At 67.4% G+C, this 22406-nt stretch carries 21 protein-coding genes; 13 read left to right on the top strand and 8 right to left on the bottom strand.

Going from position 1 to position 22406, the window contains the following annotated elements:
- Position 1: 1 nt before the first annotated feature.
- From AC1DDH_RS02795 to AC1DDH_RS02775, 5 genes are all read right to left on the bottom strand, one after another.
- The gene (locus AC1DDH_RS02795) at positions 2 to 874 is read right to left on the bottom strand and encodes a 3-hydroxyacyl-CoA dehydrogenase family protein (RefSeq protein ID WP_476870365.1); all 873 of its coding nucleotides are present in this window, start codon (positions 872 to 874) and stop codon (positions 2 to 4) included.
- A gap of 2 nt (positions 875 to 876) precedes the next feature.
- Positions 877 to 1686, bottom strand: coding sequence for an enoyl-CoA hydratase/isomerase family protein (locus AC1DDH_RS02790; protein WP_230012431.1), 810 nt, complete (start codon positions 1684 to 1686; stop codon positions 877 to 879).
- Positions 1686 to 2897, bottom strand: coding sequence for a thiolase family protein (locus tag AC1DDH_RS02785; protein ID WP_476954798.1), 1212 nt, complete (start codon positions 2895 to 2897; stop codon positions 1686 to 1688). The genes AC1DDH_RS02790 and AC1DDH_RS02785 overlap by 1 nt, the downstream gene beginning before the upstream one ends.
- A gap of 109 nt (positions 2898 to 3006) precedes the next feature.
- Positions 3007 to 3684 carry a pentapeptide repeat-containing protein gene (locus AC1DDH_RS02780; protein ID WP_476954797.1) on the bottom strand — a complete coding sequence of 226 codons (678 nt, stop codon included), beginning with the start codon at positions 3682 to 3684 and terminating at the stop codon, positions 3007 to 3009.
- The gene (locus tag AC1DDH_RS02775; RefSeq protein WP_223913648.1) at positions 3684 to 4157 is read right to left on the bottom strand and encodes an SRPBCC family protein; all 474 of its coding nucleotides are present in this window, start codon (positions 4155 to 4157) and stop codon (positions 3684 to 3686) included. The genes AC1DDH_RS02780 and AC1DDH_RS02775 overlap by 1 nt, the downstream gene beginning before the upstream one ends.
- A 175-nt stretch (positions 4158 to 4332) precedes the next feature.
- Here AC1DDH_RS02775 and AC1DDH_RS02770 point away from each other — a divergent pair, with 175 nt between their 5' ends.
- The 3 genes from AC1DDH_RS02770 (at position 4333) to AC1DDH_RS02760 (ending at position 6331) form a co-directional block, all read left to right on the top strand.
- Positions 4333 to 4509, top strand: coding sequence for a CsbD family protein (locus AC1DDH_RS02770; protein ID WP_043435744.1), 177 nt, complete (start codon positions 4333 to 4335; stop codon positions 4507 to 4509).
- Between the two features lie 102 nt (positions 4510 to 4611).
- Positions 4612 to 5385: a dienelactone hydrolase family protein gene (locus AC1DDH_RS02765; protein WP_476954796.1), complete on the top strand. Its 774-nt coding sequence runs from the start codon at positions 4612 to 4614 to the stop codon at positions 5383 to 5385.
- An 88-nt stretch (positions 5386 to 5473) separates the two neighbouring features.
- Positions 5474 to 6331: a prephenate dehydratase gene (locus tag AC1DDH_RS02760; RefSeq protein ID WP_223913646.1), complete on the top strand. Its 858-nt coding sequence runs from the start codon at positions 5474 to 5476 to the stop codon at positions 6329 to 6331.
- Positions 6332 to 6376: 45 nt separating this feature from the next.
- Here the strand turns inward: AC1DDH_RS02760 and AC1DDH_RS02755 are convergent, their stop codons facing one another.
- Positions 6377 to 8290: an FAD-binding monooxygenase gene (locus tag AC1DDH_RS02755; RefSeq protein ID WP_476855554.1), complete on the bottom strand. Its 1914-nt coding sequence runs from the start codon at positions 8288 to 8290 to the stop codon at positions 6377 to 6379.
- Positions 8291 to 8539: 249 nt separating this feature from the next.
- Between AC1DDH_RS02755 and AC1DDH_RS02750 the strand changes: the two genes are divergently transcribed.
- From AC1DDH_RS02750 to AC1DDH_RS02725, 6 genes are read left to right on the top strand one after another with little or no spacing between them, the layout of a single operon-like run.
- Positions 8540 to 10045, top strand: a complete 1506-nt coding sequence (locus tag AC1DDH_RS02750; protein ID WP_476954795.1) for a fumarylacetoacetate hydrolase family protein — start codon at positions 8540 to 8542, stop codon at positions 10043 to 10045.
- Positions 10038 to 10739 carry a GntR family transcriptional regulator gene (locus tag AC1DDH_RS02745; protein ID WP_026537409.1) on the top strand — a complete coding sequence of 234 codons (702 nt, stop codon included), beginning with the start codon at positions 10038 to 10040 and terminating at the stop codon, positions 10737 to 10739. Before AC1DDH_RS02750 ends, AC1DDH_RS02745 begins: the two co-directional genes overlap by 8 nt.
- Positions 10740 to 10795: 56 nt before the next feature.
- Complete coding sequence (gene hpaE / locus AC1DDH_RS02740; protein ID WP_476954794.1) at positions 10796 to 12310, top strand: 5-carboxymethyl-2-hydroxymuconate semialdehyde dehydrogenase; 1515 nt, start codon at positions 10796 to 10798, stop codon at positions 12308 to 12310.
- 48 nt (positions 12311 to 12358) lie between these two features.
- Positions 12359 to 13447, top strand: coding sequence for a 3,4-dihydroxyphenylacetate 2,3-dioxygenase (gene hpaD, locus AC1DDH_RS02735; protein WP_028276400.1), 1089 nt, complete (start codon positions 12359 to 12361; stop codon positions 13445 to 13447).
- 1 nt (position 13448) lies between these two features.
- Positions 13449 to 14234 (top strand): 2-oxo-hept-4-ene-1,7-dioate hydratase, encoded by a 786-nt coding sequence (gene hpaH / locus AC1DDH_RS02730; RefSeq protein WP_476954793.1) that lies wholly within the window; start codon positions 13449 to 13451, stop codon positions 14232 to 14234.
- Positions 14219 to 15052: an aldolase/citrate lyase family protein gene (locus AC1DDH_RS02725; RefSeq protein ID WP_476954792.1), complete on the top strand. Its 834-nt coding sequence runs from the start codon at positions 14219 to 14221 to the stop codon at positions 15050 to 15052. The genes hpaH and AC1DDH_RS02725 overlap by 16 nt, the downstream gene beginning before the upstream one ends.
- A 105-nt stretch (positions 15053 to 15157) precedes the next feature.
- Here the strand turns inward: AC1DDH_RS02725 and AC1DDH_RS02720 are convergent, their stop codons facing one another.
- Together AC1DDH_RS02720 and AC1DDH_RS02715 are read right to left on the bottom strand one after the other, a co-directional pair.
- On the bottom strand, positions 15158 to 16615 hold the full coding sequence (locus AC1DDH_RS02720; protein ID WP_476954791.1) for an amino acid permease: 1458 nt from the start codon (positions 16613 to 16615) through the stop codon (positions 15158 to 15160).
- Between the two features lie 269 nt (positions 16616 to 16884).
- Positions 16885 to 18567: an ABC-F family ATP-binding cassette domain-containing protein gene (locus tag AC1DDH_RS02715; protein ID WP_476954790.1), complete on the bottom strand. Its 1683-nt coding sequence runs from the start codon at positions 18565 to 18567 to the stop codon at positions 16885 to 16887.
- Positions 18568 to 18753: 186 nt separating this feature from the next.
- Between AC1DDH_RS02715 and AC1DDH_RS02710 the strand changes: the two genes are divergently transcribed.
- From AC1DDH_RS02710 to AC1DDH_RS02695, 4 genes are all read left to right on the top strand, one after another.
- Entirely contained in the window at positions 18754 to 19515 is a 762-nt protein-coding gene (locus AC1DDH_RS02710) for a CPBP family intramembrane glutamic endopeptidase (protein WP_223913638.1), read from the top strand.
- Between the two features lie 178 nt (positions 19516 to 19693).
- Positions 19694 to 20923, top strand: a complete 1230-nt coding sequence (locus AC1DDH_RS02705; protein ID WP_476850209.1) for a S1C family serine protease — start codon at positions 19694 to 19696, stop codon at positions 20921 to 20923.
- 39 nt (positions 20924 to 20962) lie between these two features.
- On the top strand, positions 20963 to 21403 hold the full coding sequence (locus AC1DDH_RS02700; RefSeq protein WP_476870353.1) for a VOC family protein: 441 nt from the start codon (positions 20963 to 20965) through the stop codon (positions 21401 to 21403).
- Positions 21404 to 21424: 21 nt separating this feature from the next.
- On the top strand, positions 21425 to 22393 hold the full coding sequence (locus AC1DDH_RS02695) for a 1,4-dihydroxy-2-naphthoyl-CoA synthase (RefSeq protein ID WP_476954789.1): 969 nt from the start codon (positions 21425 to 21427) through the stop codon (positions 22391 to 22393).
- Positions 22394 to 22406: the final 13 nt, after the last annotated feature.

Below are 22406 nucleotides of genomic sequence, written 5' to 3'. Positions count from 1 at the left end.
GTCACTTGGTCCAGTCGAAGAAGCCCTTGCCGGACTTGCGGCCCAGTTCGCCGCGGGCCACCTTGTCGCGGAGGATCTGCGGCGGAGCGAAACGGTCACCCAGCGTGGACTGCAGGTACTCCGCGATGCCGAGGCGCACGTCCAGGCCCACTATGTCGGTGGTCCGCAGCGGTCCCGTGGGGTGCTTGTAGCCCAGCACCATGGCGTTGTCGATGTCTTCCGCGGTGGCCACGCCCTCTTCCACCATGCGCATCGCTTCGAGGGCGATCGCGACGCCCAGCCTGGAGGAGGCGAAGCCGGGCGCGTCGTTGACCACGACGGCGGTCTTGCCGAGCGCCTCCACCCATCCGCGGGCGGCCTGGGCCAGGGCGTCGGAAGTCTGCTCGCCGAGGACCACTTCGATGAGCGTCGACGCCGGCACCGGGTTGAAGAAGTGCAGGCCCAGGAAGTTCTGCGGCCGCTTCAGTTCGCGGGCCAGACCGTTGACGGAGAGCGAGGACGTGTTGGAGGCGAGGTAGGCGCCGTCGGCGAGCCGTTCCTCGATGCCGCGCAGCGCGGTGATCTTCAGGTCCCAGTCCTCCGGAACGGCCTCGACCACCAGCTGCCGGCCGGCGAAGTCGTCGTAGTCCACGGTGACCGCGAGCCGGGAAACGATCTCGTCCAGGTTGCCGTCCACGGCGCCGCGCTCAATGCTCTTGGCGGCGGCGGACTCGACCCGCTCCCGGGCGGCCTCGGCCGACGCCTCGTCGCGCTCGACGACCACGACGTTGGCTCCGTTGATCAGGAAGGCGTGGGCGATGCCTGCGCCCATGCGGCCGCCACCGAGGACTCCCACTGCTGTCGGAAGGTTGGCGGGGAGTACGGAGTTGCCCATGTCTATTTCTGCTTCCCGGAATCTTTGGCGGACTTTTTCTCTGTTTTCTTGGCTGATTTCTTATCCAAGAAAGTCTGCATGCGGTCGAACTTGGCTTGGGATTCGAAGAGGATCCCCTGTGCCAGCTGGTCAATGAGGGGATGCGCCTCGGCCGGGGCGTGGAACACGGATTTGGTGATCCGGACGGCGAGCGGGTCCTGTGTGGCGATCCGGTCGGCGAGGCTGTGGGCCGCGGCCATCAGCCCGGCCGGTTCATGGATTTCGGTGATGAGATTGACGGCCAGGGCACGGTCTGCGCGCAGCACGGCACCGGCGAGCAGCATTTCCTTGGCGACGGGCTCCCCCACGAGTTCCTTGAGGCGCCAGCTGGCACCGGCGGCGGCCAGGATGCCGAGCCCGGTTTCGGGATTTCCGATCCTGACGGACGGGGTGCCGATCCGGAAGTCCGCGGCGTACGCCAGTTCGGCGCCGCCGCCGAGGCAGAAGCCATCCAGGGCTGCGATGACGGGCATCGGCAGCTTGGCGATCCGGACGAAAATGGTGGAGTTGATGCCCTGCAGGGCATCGTCGCGGCGCCGCTCGCGCAGCTGCCCGATGTCGGCGCCGGAGGCGAAAACCCCCTTGGAGCCGGCGATGATGAGGACTTTGGGGTGCCGCTCGAGATGGGCGCAGACGGTGTGGAGTTCATCGACCATCTGCTGGTCGATCGCGTTGCGGACCTCGGGGCGGTTGAGCACCACCACCACGCGGTCCTCGCGCTCTTCGACCAGGAGCGTGCCGAAGCCAGCCGGGTCGAGGGCCGGGGCCGCCACTAGACGCGCTCCAGCAGCATGGCCGTGCCCTGGCCGACGCCGATGCACATGGTGGCAAGGCCGATTTTGGCGTTTTCGCGCTCCATCCGGCCCAGCAGTGTGATGGCGATCCGGGAACCGGAGGACCCCAGCGGGTGGCCCAGGGAGATCGCACCGCCGTCGCGGTTTACGATCTCCGGGTCGAGGCCGAGCCGGCGCATGCTGGCCAGGGACTGGGTCGCGAACGCCTCGTTGAGCTCGACGGCGCCGAGGTCATCGACGCTGAGCCCGGAACGGGCGAGCACCTTCTGGGTGGCCGGAACCGGCCCGATGCCCATGATTTCGGGCTCGCAGCCGGCTGAGGCGCCGTCGATGATGCGGGCGCGGGCCGTGAGGCCAAGCTTCTGGATCGCGGCCTCCGAGGCAACGATGATGGCGGAGGCGCCGTCGTTGAGGGTGGAGGAGTTGCCGGCGGTGACGATCGAGCCGCCCTTGACTACCGGCCGGAGCCCGGCGAGGACGTCCATGGTGGTGCCGGCGCGGGGGCCCTCATCGGTGTCCACCACGGTCTCGCCCTTGCGGGTCTTGACGGTCACGGGGACGATTTCCTCCGCGAAGCGGCCGGCGGCGATGGCGGCCAGGGCGCGTTCGTGGGAGCGGACGGCGAAGGCGTCGGCGTCCTCCCGCGAGATGCCGTCAACCCGCCCCACCTCTTCTGCCGTCTCCGGCATGGAGTAGGTCATTTTGCCGTCCCTGGACAGCTCGCCCTTGGTGAACTGGGGGTTGACGAAACGCCAGCCGATGGAGGTGTCGAAGATTTCGCCCGGTTTGGCGAAGGCGGTCCGGGGTTTTTCCTGGACCCAGGGGGCGCGGCTCATGGATTCGATGCCTCCCGCGATCACGATGTCCGCGGCGCCGGACTTGATCATGTGGCTGGCCATAATGATGGCGCTGAGCCCGGAGGCGCAGAGCCGGTTCACGGTGATGCCGGAGATGTGCAGCGGCAGCCCGGCAAGGAGGGTGGCCATGCGGGCCACGTTGCGGTTCTCTTCGCCGGCGCCGTTGGCGTTGCCGAGGATGACCTCGTCGATGGTGTCCGGATCGACGCCGGCGCGGGCCACAGCCTCGCGGACTACCAGTGCGGCCAGGTCATCGGGGCGGACTGCGGAGAGGGCGCCGCCGTAGCGGCCCACGGGAGTGCGGGCGCCGCCAACAAGAAAAGCCTCGACCATGAGAACATCCTTCACCAAGAAAGCGGGGCCGGCAGCAGAGTAATTTACCGACCGTTCGTTCTATAAAGATTACACGGCGGGGCAAGGGGGTCAACCGGATGCCGCCGGATTACGCGACGACGACGCCCAGATGAGCCGCGAGCAATGGAGCGAGCAGGGTGAGCTGGTGATCGTCGACGACGAGGCCGGACAGACTGCCCAGACCGCTGATGGTGCGGAAGTCGGTGCTCCGGAGGTCGAAGTCCTTGAGCCGGGCTCCGGTGAAATCGAGGGTGCCGATCGTGCAGTTCTTCAAGGCGACCCGGGTGGCGGTGCAGGAGCCCAGATCCAGCTCGTTAATGATGCAGTCGCTGATCTGCACGTCCGTGAGCTTGGACCCGCGCAGGTTCACGTAGTCGAGTTTGCCGCCGTCGATCCGCACGGACTGCCAGCCGCTTTCATAGAGCTCCGCCGATCCCCAGCGGGGGTTGCCGATCTCGACATCCCGCAGGCTGGTCCGGGCCGCCATCAGCACCGGGGCGTACGTCTCGGCCAGGATGCAGTCACGGAAAGTCGCGCCCCGCAGCTGCGTCTCATTGAAGGACACCCCGGTGAATTCGCACTCGGCAAAGTCCGTACCGCCCAGGTCCAGACCGTCTGCCGACGCGCGGCTGTAGCGGACGCCGTCGTACCGAACACCCCGCCGGAACTCCGGGGCAGGGTCGTCCTGCAGATCCCCGGGACGGACCGGCGCGAGCCGGGGGGCGGCGACCTTGGGGGTTTTCTCAGCCGCAGTGCGCCGGACCATCACTGGCACTCGGCCTTGGCCGCGATGTCCGCCAGGTCTTTTGCAAGCGCCTTGCGGGTGATGCGCATCCCGAGCGGACCGAACACGGTGAGCATGATCCTGCTGAACCGGGTCGGTTTGATGACTTCGGCGCCAAAGGTCAGCGTAAGGTCGGTTCCCCCGCCGCGCTCCGCGAGCGCGAACCTGGTGGTGTAGTCGGCGCCGCCCTGGAGGGCCTTCACGGTGGTGCTGCCGCCCCGGCCGTTCGACGGCGCCTCGGACTGGGCAACCCACATCTCCACCGTTTCCGCGCGCCCCATCATGGTGCGGGTCTCCTTCCAGCGGGTACCCACGGCATAGGGTCCGTCGGTGAGCATCTGGATCGAATCGACGCCGGAGAGGGTCGCGGCAGATCCGGGAATGTCCGACACCACCGCCCAGACCGCGTCCGCCGGAGCATTGATGTGCTGCGTGAGAGTGGTCTTGTGGTCCATGACCTCGAGCCTAGCCCGCGGGCCGGGGGGATTTCATCCTTTCGCGAACCGCCCCGCCGCTGCCGCGGACGACGCTGCGGAGAATTACCCCGCGAGACCCCTTGAATTAGTAAGCATGCTTTGTGTTAGGCTGATCGGACAGTATTTTCAACCGGAACGAAAGGTGGCCAACACCATGGGTGTCGGAGACAAGATTCAGAACGAAGCAGAGCACCTCGGCGGCAAGGCCAAGGAAACTGCCGGAAACGCCACTGGCAACGACCAGCTGCGCGCCGAGGGCCAGAAGGACCAGGTTGTAGCCGACGCGAAGAAGGTCGGCGAAAACGTCAAGGACGCCTTCAAGAAGGACTAGTCTTTAGGACGTTGGCGGCGCCGGATTTTCCTTTGGGGGATCTCCGGCGCCGCTTTTTTGCGCCCGTGCAAGAATGGCCCCACAGCCGACGGAGGGGTCAGCATGGCACGGACACACGCAGGACGCGGCAAGCCCGCCACCCGGGATCTCAGCAATACCGACCTAGGCCGGTCCGGCGCCGCCGCTGGCGGTTCGCCGGCGCTGCGCGGCTACCTGGCGACGCCGCAGGGCGAGGGGCCGTTTCCCGCGGTCCTGATGGTCCATGAGGCGTTTGGCCTGGACGACATCACCGTCCGCCACGCCGACCGGATGGCGGCGGCCGGCTACCTGACATTGGCCATAGACCTGTACAGCGACGGCGGGGCGCCCCGCTGCCTCGTCGCCACCATGCGCGCGCTGTCCGCGGGCGAGGGCCGGGCCTTCACCGATCTGGCCGCCGCCCGGGACTGGCTGCGCGAAACCGGCCGGACCACCGGCAAGATCGGCGTCATCGGCTTCTGCATGGGCGGCGGCTTCGCCCTGCTGCTGGCCAATGACGGCTTCGACGCCGCCGCCGTCAACTACGGACGGCGCCCGAAAGACCCCGGGGAGGCCCTCGCCGGCGCCTGCCCGATCGTGGCCAACTTCGGCGGCCGGGACCGCACCCTGCCCGGCGAAGCGGCGAAACTCGCGGCTCTGCTCGACGGGCTGGGCGTGGAGAACGACGTGAAGGAGTTCCCGCACGCCGGGCACGCCTTCCTCAATGATGTGGAGACCGGGCCGAAGGTGCTGCGGCCGCTCATGCGGGTCATGGGCATCGGCCCGGATCCGGAATCGGCCCCGGAAGCCTGGCAGCGGATCGAGGACCACTTCGCCAAGCATCTGAACCCCAGCTGAGTCGCAGCAGGGACCGTTTTTGGTTCTCAAACGGCCCTGCCGCGACTTACTTGGGTGAACGGGCGCCCGGCGTGAAACCATACGGAGCATGGCCCAGAAGATTGCGTACCAGGGTGAACCGGGCGCCAACTCCAATATTGCGTGCATGCAGATGTTCCCCGAACTGGAGAGCGTTCCCTGCGCGAGTTTCGAAGACGCCTTTGAACTGGTGGCCGTCGGCACCGCCGACCTGGCCATGATTCCGATCGAAAACTCCATTGCCGGCAGGGTGGCCGATATCCATGTGCTGCTGCCCCAGTCCGGGCTGCAGATCGTCGGCGAGTATTTTCTGCCCATCCACTTCGACCTGCTGGGCATCCCGGGCAGCACCATCGAGGCAGCCACCGAGGTCCACAGCCACCTCCACGCGTTGGGGCAGTGCCGGCGTCTGATCCGCTCCGCCAGCCTGCGCCCCGTGATCGCCGGCGATACTGCCGGGTCCGCCCGGGAAGTGCGCGACTGGAACGATCCCACCAAACTCTCGCTTGCTCCTCCACTCGCGGCTCAACTCTATGGCCTGGAGGTGCTCGCCTCCGCCGTCGAGGATGACCCCTCCAACACCACGCGGTTCGTGGTTCTGGCACGGGAAAAGCCTCTGCCGGCCCGGGACATCCTGTCCGGACCGGCCGTCACCAGCTTTGTATTCCGTGTCCGGAATGTCCCCTCAGCCCTCTACAAGGCGCTGGGAGGATTCGCCACGAACGGGGTAAACATGACGCGGCTGGAAAGCTACATGGTAGGCAATGAATTTGCGGCCACGATGTTCATGGCCGACGTCGAGGGGCACCCCGAGGATTTGCCGCTCAGACTGGCGCTGGAGGAACTGGAGTTCTTCACCACAGAGGTACGCATCCTTGGCGTCTACCCCGCCGCGGAATACAGGTCCAGGCAGGCAGCCGGCCTCTGACCGCCAGCCCGGACAAACCTTGCGAAGAAGGCCAACTCCACGCGGTCACACCGCCGCGGGCCGCCCTGCCCGCAACAGGGGTGCGAAGAACGCGGCAAGCTCCGCCGTCGCCGTCAGCGGCAGGACGGTGGCCACGTACTGGTCCGGGCGCACCACCACGATGACGCCGCCGCGGTCGATGCCGCGCAACTCAAAGATGTCCGCCGCCGGGTCGGTGCCGTAGACCTTTTCGAGGTAGGGGAGCTTGAACGGCCCCACCTCCGGTTTGAACACCGCGGGGACGTTGCCGATGTCGATGCCAGTGTGATCCTGCTGGTAGATCACCTTCACGTCGAACCAGGCGTCACGGTCGGCCCCCGCGGGGGTGGCGGCGAGCGGCGAGTCCGGCGCGCTGGCCAGCCACGCGGCGAGGTCCGCGGCGGGCGACGGGGCCCCCGCCTGTTGTGCTGGCGCCGCCTGGTCCGCGAAGACGTAGATGCGCCAGCGGCCGTCCGCCGTGGCCTGGTGGCCGAGCTGGACCGGGTTGGTGTCGCAGACCCGCACAACCGGCGCGGACTTGAAGCGCTTGCCGACGGGAAAGCCGGTGGCCAGCTGCTGGTGCGTGGCCTCGGCGACGACCATCGACGGCGAGTACTCGGTCATGAAGCCGGCAGGGAACTCGGCGGTGCGCACGTAGAAGTCCTCGAGCTCGGAGGGGTTTTCAAACTCCTCGGGCTTCTTCGCCATGAGCGTCGACCACACCTTGTCGAAGTCGATCAGGTTCTTCGCGACCACCTGCCGCTCGGCCGAGTACGTGGACAGCAGGCTCTCCGGGCTGCGTCCCTCCAGCACGTGGCCGAGCTTCCAGCCGATATTGAAGCCGTCCTGCATGGAGACGTTCATGCCCTGGCCGGCCTTGGCGCTGTGCGTGTGGCAAGCGTCGCCGGTGATGAACACCCGCGGCGTGCGGGTGCCCAGCTCCTCCGGGAGGACGTCGTCGAACCTGTCGGTGAGGCGGTGGCCCACCTCGTACACGCTGTGCCAGGCCACGTTGCGCACGTCAAGCGTGTAGGGGTGGATGATCGCGTTGGCCTTGGCGATGATCTGCTCGATGGTGGTCTTGCGGACCGCACCGCGGTCGTCCGCGGCGACCTCGCCGAGATCGACATACATGCGGAAGAGATGCCCGCCCTCGCGCGGGATCAGCAGGATGCTGCCGCCGTCGTGGGACTGGATGGCGCATTTGAGCCGGATGTCGGGGAAATCCGTGGAGGCGAGCACGTCCATGACGCCCCACGCGTGGTTGGCCTGGTCGCCCGCCATGGTGCAGCCGATCGAGTCGCGCACCTTGCTGCGGGCGCCGTCCGCGCCCACCACGTACTTGGCCCGCACGATGCGCTCCCGGCCCTCGTCAGGACCGGCGGTGTGCGCCAGCGTCACGGCGACCGGGTACTCGCCCTCGCCGGTGACCTCCAGGCCGCGGAACTCCAGCCCGTAGTCCGGGCTCATGCGGCTCGGGGACATGGCCATGAACTCGGCGAAGTAGTCGAGCACGCGGGCCTGGTTGACGATGAGATGCGGGAACTCGCTGATCCCGCCCGGGTCATCGAGGGTGCGCGCGCTGCGGACGATGTTCGAGGGGTCCGCGGGATCCGGCTTCCAGAACGCCATCTCCGTGATGCGGTACGCCTCGGCGATGATCCGCTCGGCGAAACCGAAGGCCTGGAAGGTCTCGACGCTGCGGGCCTGGATGCCGTCGGCCTGGCCGATCGCGAGCCGGCCCGGCCGGCGTTCCACGATCCGGGTGGTGACGCCCGGGAACTGGGACAGCTGGGCTGCGGCGAGCATGCCGGCGGGGCCGGAGCCCACGATCAGCACATCTACCTCGTCGGGAAGGCGTGTGGGCCGGTCGATGCCGGCGCCGGCGGCCGGCTGGACCCGCGGGTCACCGGATACGTAGCCGTGGTGGTGGAAATGCACGGGCTTTCCTCACTTCGTTGTGTGGCGGCCTGTCAACGGCCTAGCGTGTTCGATATTAGAACGTGACGTTCGATAATAGAATTTCGGTCCCTGATCCAAAACTGTACGTCAGATATGACGCAGGTTACAAGTGTCCCCAAAGGCCCCGGCAAATGCCCCGGCAAACATCCCCGCGCAAGGGGTTGACGCTCCCCGGCTTCCGGGCCATAGTGTTTCGTATACGATTTCGTACTCGATGAGGAGTAACACTTGGAACAGGTCACCGACCACATCCTGGCCGCGGCCCGCAAGGTCATCGCGGTGCATATCAACTACCCCAGCCGGGCAGCCCAGCGCGGCCGCACACCCGAGCAGCCCTCCTACTTCCTGAAGCCGTCCTCGTCGCTGGCTCTCGGTTCTGCATCAGCGCCTTCAACCGTGGAGCGCCCGGCCGGCTGCGAACTCCTCGGCTACGAGGGCGAGATCGCCCTGATCATCGGCAAGACCGCCCGCCGCGTGGGCTTCGAGGACGCGTGGAGCCATGTCGAATGGGTCACCGCCAGCAACGACCTCGGCGTCTACGACCTCCGCTACGCGGACAAGGGCTCCAACCTCCGCTCCAAGGGCGGCGACGGCTTCACACCCGTGGGCCCGGGCCTGATCGCGGCAGACGCCGTCGACCCCGCCAAACTGCGGATCCGCACGTGGCACAACGGTGAACTGGTCCAGGACGACACCACCGTGGACCTGCTCTTCCCGTTCGCCCGGCTCGTGGCCGACCTGTCCCAGCTGCTCACCCTCGAAGAGGGCGACATCATCCTCACCGGCACCCCTGCCGGGGCGTCGGTGGCCACGCCGGGCGACGTCGTCGAGGTGGAAGTCAGCGCGACGACGGGAGGCGCCGCCGGCGGCGGGCTCACCACCGGCCGGCTGGTCACCCGGGTGGAGGAAGGCACGACGCCGTTCGCGGCCTTCGGCGCCCGGCCCAAGACCGATGATCTCCAGCGGGAGGAAGCCTACGGTTCCCGTGAAGCGGCCGGCCTCGCCGCCGCCCAGCTGTCAGGGATGCCGGGCCTGTCCCCGGAACTGAAGGCCAAACTGGAGTCCGTCTGCACGGCCACCCTGTCCTCCCAGCTACGCAAGCGCGGCCTGAACAACGTCAGCATCGACGGCCTGTCCTCCACCCGCCCGGAGCGGCGGATCGTGGGCCTGGCCCGGACCCTGCGCTACGTGCCCAACCGCGAGGACCTGTTCACGACCCACGGCGGCGGCTTCAACGCGCAGAAGAAGGCCATCGATTCCGTCAACGAGGGCGAGATCCTGGTGATGGAAGCCCGCGGCGAAAAGGGCACCGGCACGATCGGCGACATCCTGGCCCTGCGCGCCCAGGTCCGCGGCGCCGCCGCCATAATCACCGACGGCGGCGTGCGCGACTTCACCGCCGTGGCCGCCATGGACATGCCTACGTACTATGCCAACCCGCACCCGGCCGTCCTGGGCCGCCGGCACATCCCGTGGGACACGGACATCACCATCGCCTGTGGCGGCACCACCGTGCAGCCCGGGGACATCATCGTCGCGGACGCCGACGGGATCCTGGTGATCCCGCCGGCCCTCGCCGACGAGCTCGCGGACGCCTCCATCGCGCAGGAACGCGAGGAAACCTTCATCGCCGAGATGGTGCAGCAGGGCCACAGCGTGGACGGTCTCTACCCGCTCAACGCCGCCTGGCGGACCCGGTACCAGGAATGGGAAGCAGGCAAGGCCCATGACTGAGACAGCCAGGGCCGCAGCCACGCCGGCCGCGACCTCCGGCAGCAAATCCGAGCAGGCCTATGCGGCCGTCAAGGCCCGGATCGTGGACGGGACCTACTCCCCCGGCTACCGGCTGGTGCTGGCCAAGATCGCCGAGGACCTGGGCGTCAGCGTGGTGCCGGTCCGCGAAGCGATCCGCCGGCTCGAGGCCGAGGGCCTGGTCAAGTTCGAGCGGAATGTCGGCGCCACTGTGTCCGGGATCGACCCCACCGAATACCTCTACACGATGCAGACCCTCAGCATCGTTGAGGGCGCCGCAACGGCACTCTCGGCCCCGCTGATCGGGGCGGCGGACGTGGCCCGCGCCCGGGCAGTCAACGCCGAGATGCGCGAATGCCTGCAGCACTTCGACCCCGTCCGGTTCACCCGGCTGAACCAGGACTTCCACAGCGTCCTGTTCGAGCACTGCCCCAACCCGCACATCCTGGACCTCGTCCACCGGGGCTGGAACCGGCTGGCGTCACTGCGCTCCTCCACGTTCCGCTTCGTCCCGGGCCGGGCCCACGAATCTGTCGACGAGCACGAGGCGCTGCTGCAGCTCATCGAATCCGGCGCCAGCCCGGATGACATCGAAAAGGCCGCCCGCCGCCACCGCAGCGCCACCCTGGACGCGTACCTCGCCCAAACCAACGCGGGGTCACTTAGCGCCCATTAAGGCGCCCGGCATGGGCCGTAAGTGACCCCGCGTTGCACTATCAGTAAGGAAAAACAATGACGTTTACTGCCGCAGAAACCACCGCCCACTACGTTCCGCAGGGCCTTCCCAACCACATCCAGCACTACATCAACGGCGAATTCGTTGATTCGGTGGGCGGGGCGACCTTCGATGTCCTGGACCCGGTGTCCAACACCAACTACGCCACCGCCGCCGCCGGCCAGAAGGAAGACATCGACCTCGCCGTCGCCGCGGCCCGCGAGGCGTTCACCAACGGCCCGTGGCCGAAGATGAAGCCCCGTGAGAGGGCCCGGGTCCTGAACAGGATCGCCGACGCCGTCGAAGCCCAGGAGGCCCGCCTGGCCGAGCTCGAAACCTTCGACACCGGCCTGCCCATCACCCAGGCCAAGGGCCAGGCGCTGCGCGCGGCCGAGAACTTCCGCTTCTTCGCGGACCTGATCGTGGCCCAGTTCGACGACGCCATGAAGGTCCCCGGCGCCCAGATCAACTACGTCAACCGCAAGCCGATCGGCGTCGCCGGGCTCATCACGCCGTGGAACACCCCGTTCATGCTCGAGTCCTGGAAACTCGCCCCGGCCCTGGCCACCGGCAACACCGTGGTCCTCAAGCCGGCCGAATTCACCCCGCTCTCGGCCTCGCTCTGGGCGACGATCTTCAAGGACGCCGGGCTCCCCGACGGCGTGTTCAACCTGGTCAACGGCCTCGGTGAGGAAGCCGGCGACGCCCTGGTCAAGCACCCGGATGTGCCGCTGATCTCCTTCACCGGCGAAACCACCACCGGCCAGACCATCTTCCGCAACGCCGCGGCCAACCTCAAGGGCCTCTCCATGGAGCTCGGCGGCAAGTCACCGTGCGTCGTGTTCGCCGACGCCGACCTTGAGGCCGCGATCGACTCCGCCCTGTTCGGCGTCTTCTCGCTCAACGGCGAGCGCTGCACCGCCGGCTCCCGAATCCTGGTGGAGCGCGCCGTGTACGAGGAATTCTGCGACAAGTACGCCGCCCGGGCCAGGAACATCGTGGTCGGTGACCCGCACGACCCCAAGACCGAGGTCGGCGCGCTGGTCCACCCCGAGCACTACGCCAAGGTGGCCTCCTACGTGGAGATCGGCAAGTCCGAGGGCCGGCTGCTGGCCGGCGGCGGCCGCCCTGACCACCTGCCCGAGGGCAACTACATCGCACCCACGGTGTTCGCCGACGTCGCCCCGGACGCGCGGATCTTCCAGGAGGAGATCTTCGGCCCCGTCGTCGCCATCACCCCGTTCGATACCGACGAGGAAGCCCTCGCCCTGGCGAACAACACCAGGTACGGGCTCGCGGCGTACATCTGGACCCAGAACCTGACCCGCGCGCACAACTTCTCCCAAAACGTCGAGGCCGGCATGGTCTGGCTCAACAGCCACAACGTCCGCGACCTCCGCACCCCCTTCGGCGGCGTCAAGGCCTCCGGCCTGGGTCACGAGGGCGGGTACCGCTCGATCGACTTCTACACCGACCAGCAGGCTGTCCACATCACCCTGGGCACCGTTCATACGCCCAAATTCGGCGCCTAAGTTTCCCGCCGGCGCCACCCAGACCCCTTTCAAAGAAGAGAGAGCACCATGACCAACTTCGTCCCCACCCCCACTGTCCCGGCCCCGGACATCGTCCGCTGCGCCTACCTGGAACTCGTGGTCACGGACCTCGCCAAGTCCCGCCAGTTCTATGTGGACCTGCTGGGCCTGCACGTCACCGAGGAAGACGAGAACACCATCTACCTGCGCTCCCTCGAGGAGTTCATCCACCACAACCTGGTGCTGCGCAAGGGGCCCGTGGCCGCTGCGGCCGCCTTCGCCTACCGGGTGAAGTCGCCGGCCGAGGTGGACGCGGCCGAGGCCTATTACAAGGAACTGGGCTGCCGCACCGAGCGCCGCAAGGAAGGCTTCACCAAGGGCATCGGCGACGCCGTCCGCGTCGAGGATCCGCTGGGCTTCCCCTACGAATTCTTCTACGAGACCGAACACGTCGAGCGCCTTACCCAGCGCTACGACCTCTACTCCGCCGGCGAACTGGTCCGGCTGGACCACTTCAACCAGGTCACCCCGGACGTCCCGCGCGGCCGGGCGTACCTCGAGGACCTGGGCTTCCGCGTCTCCGAGGACATCAAGGACTCCGACGGCGTCACGTACGCCGCGTGGATGCACCGCAAGCAGACCGTGCACGACACCGCCCTGACCGGCGGCAACGGCCCGCGGCTGCACCACATTGCCTTCGCCACGCACGAGAAGCACAACATCATCCAGATCTGCGACAAGATGGGCGCCCTGCGCATCTCGGACCGGATCGAACGCGGCCCTGGCAGGCACGGCGTCTCCAACGCCTTCTACCTCTACATCCTGGACCCGGACGGCCACCGCATCGAGATCTACACCCAGGACTACTACACCGGCGACCCGGACAACCCCACCATCACCTGGGACGTTCACGACAACCAGCGCCGCGACTGGTGGGGCAACCCCGTGGTCCCCTCCTGGTACACCGAGGCCTCCCTGGTCCTGGACCTCGACGGCAACCCGCAGCCCGTGATCGTCCGTGAGGAAAAGAGCGAGATGGCCGTGACCGTGGGCGCCGACGGCTTCTCCTACACCCGCAAGGAAGAGGACGGCTCCGCCGGAGAAGCGACGGGCTTCAAGCTCGGGGCGCAGGTTTAGCGTGCTTGATCCCGCGACGATCGAGGCCATCGCAGACGAACTGCTGGAAGCCGGCCGCAGCCGTACTCCGGTCCCCCGCCTGACCACCCGTTACCCGGGGATGACGGTGGAGGACTCCTACGCAGTCCAGCGGCTGTGGCGGCGCCGCAACGAGGACGCCGGACGGACCCTCGTGGGCCGCAAGATCGGCCTCACGTCCAAGGCGATGCAGGCCGCCACCGGCATCACCGAGCCGGACTACGGCGCGATCTTCGATGACATGGTGCTGGAAACCGGCTGCTCCGTGGACTGGGACCGGTACACCCATCCCCGGGTGGAGGTGGAGCTCGCGTTCGTGTTGAAGAAGGACCTCGCCGGTCCCGGCTGCACCATCTTCGACGTCCTGAACGCCACGGACTACGTGGTCCCGGCCCTGGAGATCCTGGACTCCCGGATCGAAATGGAGGGACGGACCATCGTGGACACCATCGCGGACAACGCGGCGATGGGCGCCATGGTGATCGGCGGCAACCCCGTCCGCCCGGACGCCGTGGACCTGCGCTGGGTCTCCGCCATCCTCTACAAGAACCAGACCGTGGAGGAAACCGGCGTCGCGGCAGGAGTCCTGGACCACCCGGCCAACGGCGTGCACTGGCTGGCCAACAAGATTGCCGCCCACGGCGATGGCATGAAAGCCGGCGACATCATCCTCGCCGGCTCCTTCACCCGGCCCCTCTGGGTCTACAAGGGTGACACCGTGCACGCCGACTACGGACCCCTGGGGAGCATCACATGCCGCTTCGAGTAGAACCCGACGCAACCTTCAAGCACGCCCTGCGCAACCAAACCGGCGCTGCCGGCCGGCCGCTGGCCGGGATGTGGGTGTGTTCGGGCAGTCCCCTGGTAGCCGAGCTTTGCGCCGGGTCCGGGCTGGACTGGCTCCTGATCGACGCCGAGCACAGCCCCAACGGACTCGAATCCATCCTGGCCCAGCTGCAGGCCGTCCACGGCTACCCGGTCCATCCGGTGGTCCGTCCGCCGGTGAACGACACCGTGCTCATCAAGCAGTACCTGGACCTGGGCGTCCAGAACCTGCTGATCCCCATGGTGAACTCGGCAGCCGAGGCGGAGGCCGCGGTAGCGGCCACCCGGTACCCGCCCGAGGGCGTGCGCGGCGTGGGCTCTGCCCTGGCGCGCGCCGCCCGCTGGAACCGGATCCCCGACTATCTCGCCCGCGCCTCCGAGACCGTCAGCGTCACGGTCCAGATTGAATCCGAAGCCGCGGTTGCCGCTGTGGAGAACATCCTGGCGGTGGAGGGCGTGGACGCGATCTTCCTGGGGCCCTCCGACCTCGCCGCCTCCATGGGCCTGTTGGGCCAGCAGGAACACCCACGGGTGCGCGCCGCCGTCGAACGCTGCCTTGCCGCCGCCACAGCGGCCGGGAAGCCTGCCGGCGTGAACGCCTTCAACCCGGCAACGGCCCGCGGCTACCTGGCCGCCGGCGCGGCGTTCGTTCTGGTGGGGGCCGATGTGTCCATCCTGGCCCGCGGCTCCGAGGCCCTTGCCGCCGACTACGTCCCACCGGATGCGGTGGCTGAGCCCGAGGGCACCCCCGCCAGCTACTGAGGGCCCTCCGCATTAAGCGCAGTTAAACGCGACGGCGGCAGCCACCTTTTCCAGGTGGCTGCCGCCGTAGCATTTCTGCGTGCCGCGCGTCGGGACCGGTGGGTCCTAGCTGTAGAGCTCGCTCTTGGGCGCGTTGTTCTTGACCTTCTGCCAGCCCAGCCACAGCACCAGGGCGAAGAACGGGACGGTCGCCAGGGTCCACAGGCCCAGGTGGAAGACCTCGCCGGTCTTGCTGGTCATGGTGTCGAAGCCGATCAGCACGGTGATGGCCAGCAGCGCGACCAGCCCGGCCCAGCTGGTCCACGGCGAGCCCGGCATGGGCAGGCTGGAGACGCGGCCCTTCTGGTGGCGCAGCGCGATCTGGCTGGCGAAGATGGCGCCCCACGTGAAGATCACGCCGATCGAGGCGGTGTTCAGCGCGAGGTCGAAGGCGTGCGAGCCGCCGAGCCAGATGTTCAGCAGGATGCCCACGAGGTAGAAGGCGGCGATCGCCAGGATGGCCGCGTACGGCACGTGGCGCTTGGACATCCTGGTGAGCCACTGCGGGGCGTGCCCGTTGTTGGCCATGGTGCGGAAGACACGGCCGATCGAGTACAGGCCCGAGTTGCAGGAGGACAGTGCGGCGGTGATGACGATCATGTTCATCACGTCGCCCACCCAGCCGAGGCCCATCTGGCCAAACACGGTGACGAACGGGGACACGCCGGCCTTGTACTGGTCCGAGGGCAGCAGCATGGCCAGCAGCAGCACGGAACCGACGTAGAACACCACAATGCGCAGTACGACGGCGCGGATTGCCTTGGGCACTTCGCGCTTGGCGTTTTCCATCTCACCGGCGGTGATGCCGACGAGTTCGATGCCGTTGTAGGCGAAGATCACGGCGTTGAGCACGAGGACCATCACCAGGGCGCCCTTGGGGAACATCCCGCCGTCGTCGGCGAAGAGGTTGGCGACTGAGGCGTGGCCCGTGCCGACCTTGGCGTTGGTGACCACCATGAAGGTGCCCACGGCCAGGAAGATCAGGATGGCGCCGACCTTAAGGCAGGACGCCCAGAATTCAAACTCGCCGAACGCCTTGACGCTGAGCAGGTTGACGGCCACGAGCAGCGCGAGGGCGGCAATCGCGGAGGCTTCCACCGGCACGTTGGGGAAGAAGAACTGGAAGTACAGGCCGATCGCGATCAGTTCGGCGATCCCGGTCATGCCCCAGTTGATGAAGTACATCCAGCCGGAGAGGAAGGCGCCCTTCTTGCCGAACATTTCGCCGGCGTAGCTGACGAAGGAGCCCGAGGTCTGGCGGTACATGATGAGCTCGCCCAGCGCCCGCATGAGCAGGTAGGCGATCACGCCGGCGATGGCGTAGGAGAAGATCAGCGCCGGGCCCGTGGAGGCCAGGCGTCCGCCGGCGCCCATGAACAGGCCGACGCCGATTGCGCCGCCCATCGAGATCATCGTCACGTGGCGCCCGCTCAGGGTCTTCTTATAGCCCTCGGCGCTGAGGGTCGAGTCGACGGCGGTTTCCGCGGGCGCGCTCTGGAGTTCTGTGGGGGTAATTGATGGCACAACGGTTCCTTGTAGGTCGGATTATGGCCGGGACGGGACCGGGATTCGGTTACATTCCATTCGGGTTTCGGCCCGGTGGGACAGCAAGATGTACCGAACCTCACAAGGAGTCAAACCCTCGCGCGGCTCATCCATCGTACTGGAATTCCCGGACCGGCCGTGACGCGGGCAACAGCAGTCGGGCGCTATGCCTAATTAATGACACCAAATCTGCCAAATAGCAGAATAATGTTCTATTTTGTCCGCGCAGGCTCCGGCGAATCGTTCTGCTACGCCAGGGCGCCGTCCCGAATCGAGTACCGGAGCCAGTTACCGGCGCCGTTTCCGTGCCCGGTTTCCTGCCTGGCGCCGTGCCTTGTTTCTCGGCTCGTCCCTCGCCTAGCGCAGGTGCTGAACCACTCACCCAGCGCGCGGTCGTGGCTGACCATGACCAGTGTCCCTGCGAACTCGGACAGGGCCGCTTCAAGCTGTTCCACCAGCACGGGCGCCAGGTGGTTGGTGGGCTCGTCCACCAGCATCGTCCCGAAGCCGCCCAGCAGGAGCCGGGCCAGCGCCAGCCGGCGTTGCTGCCCCGCGGAAAGGCTGCCCACCGGCACGTGGAATTCGCTGGTCCGGAAGAGCCCCAGGCGCAGCAGCGCCTCGGCGTGCTCATCGATATTGCCGCCCAGGCCCGCGGCAAAGGCGGGCAGGAGCCGCAGTCCCGGGCGCTGCGGGAGTTCCAACTCCTGCTGCAGATAACCGATCCGGCCGTGCCTCACCACTTTGCCCTGGGCCGGTTCCAACGTGCCGGCGAGGACGGAGAGCAGCGTGGACTTCCCGGCACCGTTGGGGCCCGTAATGAGGATCTTCTGGCCGGCTTCCACCCGGAAATCCGTGGGTTCCAGCCGGCCGGGCACCGCGACCCCCTTCGCCTCGAGCGCCGGGCCTTCGGCCACGTCCGCCCGCAGGTCCGTTGCCAGTTTCAGGGGTACTGGGGGACGGTCAATGGGGTTTGCCTCCAGCCGGCCCAGACGCTCCCGGGCGTTGCGGACCTTGCTGGTGGCCGCCTTCTGCCACGTGCCGGCCTTGAAGTCGAACCCCATCTTGTCGCCGTCGCGCTGGCGGGCGTAGCCCATCTTGCCGGCAACCGTGTCCGCCTGGAGCCGTTCGGCCGCCATCGCGTCCAGCCACCCGTGGTACTGCTGTGCCCAGCGCTGGCGCTCGGCAGCCTTCTCCCGCAGGTAGCCTTCGTAACCGTTGCCATACCGGTTGACCGACCGGCGCTCGGCATCGACCTCAATCACGGTTGAGGCCACTTTGCGCAGCAGCACGCGGTCGTGGGAGACGACCACCACAGTGCCGCGGTGCGCGGCCAGCCGCGCCTCCAGCCAGGCCGTGCCGGACGCGTCCAGGTGGTTGGTGGGTTCGTCCAGGAGCAAAATGTCCGCGGGATCGGCGAGAACGCAGGCCAGTGCCACCCGTTCCTGTTCCCCGCCGGAGAGCGAGCCCAGCGTCCGCATCCGGTCCAGCCCGCCCAGGCCGAGCCTGTCCAGCGCCGCTTCCACCCGGGATTCCGCGGCGTAGCCTTCCCGGAGCTGGTACTGCGTCTGCAGGTTTCCGTAGTGCTCCAGTTCGTCAGCTTCCGCGCCGGCCAGCCCGTCCTCCAGGCGGTCCAGCTCGGCCTCCAGCGCGCGGAGCGATTCCAGTGCGGCGTCGATCGCGTCGCTGACAGTGAACAGCTCCGGCAGGCCGTGGGTCTGGGCAAGGTAGCCCACGGGGCCGTGGCTGACGGACGTGCCCTCGTCCGGGGCCTCGAATCCGGCCAGGATCCGCAGCAGTGTGGATTTGCCCGCGCCGTTTTCGCCGACGATCGCCACATGTTCACCGGCCGTGATGGCAACGTCGACGCCGGCAAAGAGCTGGCGGTCCCCATAGCCGTGGGATACGCCCGAAAGGCGGAGATGTTCGCTCAAGGATTCCTCGCAGTAGGTGCCAGCCTGCCCGACGGCGGCTTGCGTCCTCAGTATGGCACCGCCGGCCGTCACTGGGCACTGAGGCCCTGGGGCACTGAGGCGGGTGCCGCCGTCGGGCGTCAGGTCTGCGATGGCGCCGGGGATCAGCTGGACCGCGTCCTCCTGCCTCGGCACTAGGCTGGGGGCATGGGCACAGCTCTCCGTACACCACCCGCGCCGCAGCCGGAGCTTTACCGGTTCTCCCGGCTGGATTTCATCACTGTTGGACTCTATGTTGCCGTGGCCGGTCTATTCGCCGTGGCGGGCAGCCTGCTGGAGCCGCTGCTGCTGCAGATATCGCCCAATCCTGCGGTGGCGTCCTACGCGGTGAACCTGATCTTCTACGCAACGGTCGGCGTCCTTGCCCTGACCGCCGCGCGGCATGTTGCGGTCCGTGATCTCCGCGTCCTTGCCACAAGGCCCTGGTTCACGGCCCTCATGGTGCCGCTGACCGTCGTGGCGATGCTCATTCTCACCGCGGTTCTCGTGGCCCTCAGCGGACCGGTGCAGACCTCCGCCAACCAGGCGGGCCTTCAGGCGCTCATGCAGCAGGTCCCGGTCTGGCTCATGGTCCCCCTGCTGGTGTTGGTCGGCCCGTTCGTCGAGGAGTACATTTTCCGCCATTTGCTGATCGGCAAACTGAGCCGCCGGGTCAACCTCTGGGTCTGCTGCATCATGTCCGTGGTCCTCTTCGCGGCCCTGCACATCGTGGGCCAGGAGCAAATGACCCTGCAGGTGCTGATGCCGTACCTTGCCATGGGCGCCGTCCTGGTGTTCGTGTACGTCTGGACCGGGAAGAACGTGATGTTCTCCTACTTCGTCCACGCCTCCAAGAACCTCCTGGCGGTCATCTTCATCTACGCCATTCCGCCCGAGGTGCTCGAACAGCTGCAGCAAGTGCAGGGGTAACCGAAGCAAGGCGGCGGCGCATGGCACCCGGCTCCCCTCTGGTTGTTCGCCGGCGCATGCGTTATCTTGAGGGCACTTCGCGATGGTTTGGGAGGGCTGGAGCGGCAACCTTGTATTGGGGAGGACTGCCATGAAAGCCCACGCCCACCGAATGTTCGCACTCCCGGCAGCTGCGGCGATGACGACACTTCTCGCGCTGAGCGGCTGCGTGTCCCTTCCTGGCGCCGCACCGACTGCACCGGCTGCACCGGCCACCCCAACGGCCACGTCTGCAGCGCCGGCGACCCCGCCGCCAACCAGCCAGGCGGCCGTCACGGCACCAGACCCGGTCGCTACCGGAAGCCGACAGCCGGGCGGGTGGGCCGGCACCGTCGCGAGTGTCCGCTCCGGAGTAGCAAAGATCAACGTCACGCTGTGCGACGCAGGCGGCGTCGGTACCGGTTTCCTCATCGAGAATGACCTCATCGTCACCGCCGCACACGTCGTGAAGGACCAAGCCGCCATCAGCATCAGCCTCGGAACAGAGATCTCGAGCGCGCAGGTACTCGGTATTGATGAGGCGGCCGACCTTGCTCTTTTGCGCACCGCCCGCCCGGTCAGCGGCCACATCTTCGACTTCGTCAGCGCTCCCCCGGCACTGGGCGAAGACGTGGCGGCGCTGGGCTTTCCCCTGGACGCCGACCTGACCTTCACCGCGGGACGCGTCAGCGGACTGAACCGGGAGCAGACAATCGGCACAAGGACGGTCAGCAACCTGATCCAGACCGACGCCGCCATCAATCCTGGAAACAGCGGCGGCCCGCTGCTGACCATGGACGGCAAGGTGGCAGGAGTCGTGAGCTCCAAGCGGGCCTGGGTTTTCGGTGCAGGCAGCGAAGGCAACTACAGTGCCGAAGGCACGGCCTTCGCTGTGGATGCCCGCAAGGCTGTCCTCGCCGTCGAGAGCTGGAAGAACCGCACCACTTCGCTGTCCCCGACAAGCTGCGGCCTGCCGGCACCGGCAGACACCAGCGCGATAGACGTTACGGTGAATTCCGATCACCCGCAGGCCGCCAACATCACCCAGAGCCTGGTATTTCATGGCCAGTCCATCAACCGCGGCGCATACGACCTCGCGTTCGCCATACTGACACCCGAGATGCAGGACCGGATGGGTGGACTCGAGACATGGCGGGAGGGGCTCGGCTCGTCTTTCTGGCGCACGCTGGAGGTCGAGGACGTATCCGCTGCCGGACCCGATCTCACGGCGTCCGTCCGGCTGAGGACCGTTCAGGACGCGCAGCACGGGCCCGACGGGCAGTCCTGCTCGGAATGGAAGCTCGACTACCTGATGACCTGGGATGGATCGATCTGGCGGATCGCGGACTCCCTTACGCCGCAAGGGCCTCCGGTGCCTTGCGGCGCCTGAACCCTACCGCCGCGAGCCGCGACGTCGTAGGTTCTTCCCATGACACTGAAAATCCAGATAGTCGTCGACTGCAAAAACCCGCACGAGCTCGCCGACTGGTGGGCCGAAACCCTGGAATGGGCCGTGGAGCCGCAGGATGAGGTTTTCATCCACTCCATGATCGAGCAGGGCTTCGCGACGGAGGCGGAGACCACCACGCACCGGGGCAAGCTCGTGTGGCGCGAGGGTGCCGCGATCCGGCCGCCCGAGGAACTCGACGCCAAGGCGCCCGCCCACCGCGTTTTGTTCCAGATTGTCCCGGAGGAAAAGACGGTCAAGAACCGGGTCCATTGGGACGTGCGGCTCGCGGGAGGGGACAAGGACGCCGTGCGGGCCGCCCTTGAAGCGCGCGGCGCCACGTTCCTCTGGTCTGCCAGTCAGGGACCGCATTCCTGGCACACCATGGCGGACCCGGAAGGCAACGAGTTCTGCATCAGCTGACGCGATTACTAGACTCGGACTGTGAGCAACGAAATCCCCGCCAAGGTATCCGACGTCTTTGACCCCTCCCGGTGGCGCACCGTGTCCGGTTTCGACGACTTCCAGGACATGACCTACCACCGGCAGGTGGAGCGCTCCACCGACGGGGAGGTGGTCCGGGACCTGCCCACCGTCCGCATCGCCTTCGACCGCCCCGAGGTCCGCAATGCCTTCCGGCCCGGCACCGTGGACGAGCTCTACCGCGCCATGGACCATGCCCGGATGACCCCGGACGTGGCCACCGTCCTGCTCACCGGCAACGGCCCCTCCCCCAAGGACGGCGGGCACTCGTTCTGCTCGGGCGGGGACCAGAGGATCCGCGGCCGCGACGGGTACCGGTACGTAGTACAAAACTCAGCTGACGGCGAGACCAAGGAATCCATCGATCCCGCCCGCGCCGGCCGGCTGCACATCCTGGAAGTCCAGCGGCTCATGCGCACCATGCCTAAGGTAGTCATCGCCGTCGTCAACGGCTGGGCAGCCGGCGGCGGGCACTCCCTCCACGTGGTCTCGGACCTCACCATCGCCTCCCGCGAGCACGGCAAGTTCAAGCAGACCGACGCCACCGTGGGAAGCTTCGACGCCGGCTACGGCTCGGCCCTCCTGGCCCGCCAGATCGGCCAGAAGTCCGCCCGGGAAATCTTCTTCCTGGCCCGTGAATATTCGGCCGAGGACATGGTCCGGATGGGCGCCGTGAACGAGGCCGTGGACCATGGACGCCTCGAGGAGGTCGCCCTGGAGTACGCCGCTGACATTGCCCGGCAGTCCCCGCAGGCCATCCGCATGCTCAAGTTCGCGTTCAACCTCGCCGACGACGGCCTGGCCGGCCAGCAGGTCTTCGCCGGCGAGGCGACCCGTCTGGCGTACATGACGGACGAGGCCGTGGAGGGCAAGGAAGCCTTCCTCGAGAAGCGCGATCCCGACTGGTCCGCTTTCCCGTACTACTTCTAAGGCGCGCTGTGAC

Source organism: Arthrobacter sp. 10T425 (assembly GCF_056393985.1).
Note: the sequence above shows the minus strand (reverse complement) of the source record. Positions and strands in the feature narration are given on the sequence as shown.

Excerpts from the sequence above, each read along its gene's own strand:
- AC1DDH_RS02795 (WP_476870365.1), bottom strand. The coding sequence starts at position 874 with ATGGGCAACTCCGTACTCCCCGCCAACCTTCCGACAGCAGTGGGAGTC.
- AC1DDH_RS02785 (WP_476954798.1), bottom strand. The coding sequence starts at position 2,897 with ATGGTCGAGGCTTTTCTTGTTGGCGGCGCCCGCACTCCCGTGGGCCGC.
- AC1DDH_RS02780 (WP_476954797.1), bottom strand. The coding sequence starts at position 3,684 with ATGGTCCGGCGCACTGCGGCTGAGAAAACCCCCAAGGTCGCCGCCCCC.
- AC1DDH_RS02775 (WP_223913648.1), bottom strand. The coding sequence starts at position 4,157 with ATGGACCACAAGACCACTCTCACGCAGCACATCAATGCTCCGGCGGAC.
- AC1DDH_RS02770 (WP_043435744.1), top strand. The coding sequence starts at position 4,333 with ATGGGTGTCGGAGACAAGATTCAGAACGAAGCAGAGCACCTCGGCGGC.
- AC1DDH_RS02765 (WP_476954796.1), top strand. The coding sequence starts at position 4,612 with ATGGCACGGACACACGCAGGACGCGGCAAGCCCGCCACCCGGGATCTC.
- AC1DDH_RS02760 (WP_223913646.1), top strand. The coding sequence starts at position 5,474 with ATGGCCCAGAAGATTGCGTACCAGGGTGAACCGGGCGCCAACTCCAAT.
- AC1DDH_RS02745 (WP_026537409.1), top strand. The coding sequence starts at position 10,038 with ATGACTGAGACAGCCAGGGCCGCAGCCACGCCGGCCGCGACCTCCGGC.
- hpaE (WP_476954794.1), top strand. The coding sequence starts at position 10,796 with ATGACGTTTACTGCCGCAGAAACCACCGCCCACTACGTTCCGCAGGGC.
- hpaD (WP_028276400.1), top strand. The coding sequence starts at position 12,359 with ATGACCAACTTCGTCCCCACCCCCACTGTCCCGGCCCCGGACATCGTC.
- AC1DDH_RS02725 (WP_476954792.1), top strand. The coding sequence starts at position 14,219 with ATGCCGCTTCGAGTAGAACCCGACGCAACCTTCAAGCACGCCCTGCGC.
- AC1DDH_RS02710 (WP_223913638.1), top strand. The coding sequence starts at position 18,754 with ATGGGCACAGCTCTCCGTACACCACCCGCGCCGCAGCCGGAGCTTTAC.
- AC1DDH_RS02705 (WP_476850209.1), top strand. The coding sequence starts at position 19,694 with ATGACGACACTTCTCGCGCTGAGCGGCTGCGTGTCCCTTCCTGGCGCC.
- AC1DDH_RS02700 (WP_476870353.1), top strand. The coding sequence starts at position 20,963 with ATGACACTGAAAATCCAGATAGTCGTCGACTGCAAAAACCCGCACGAG.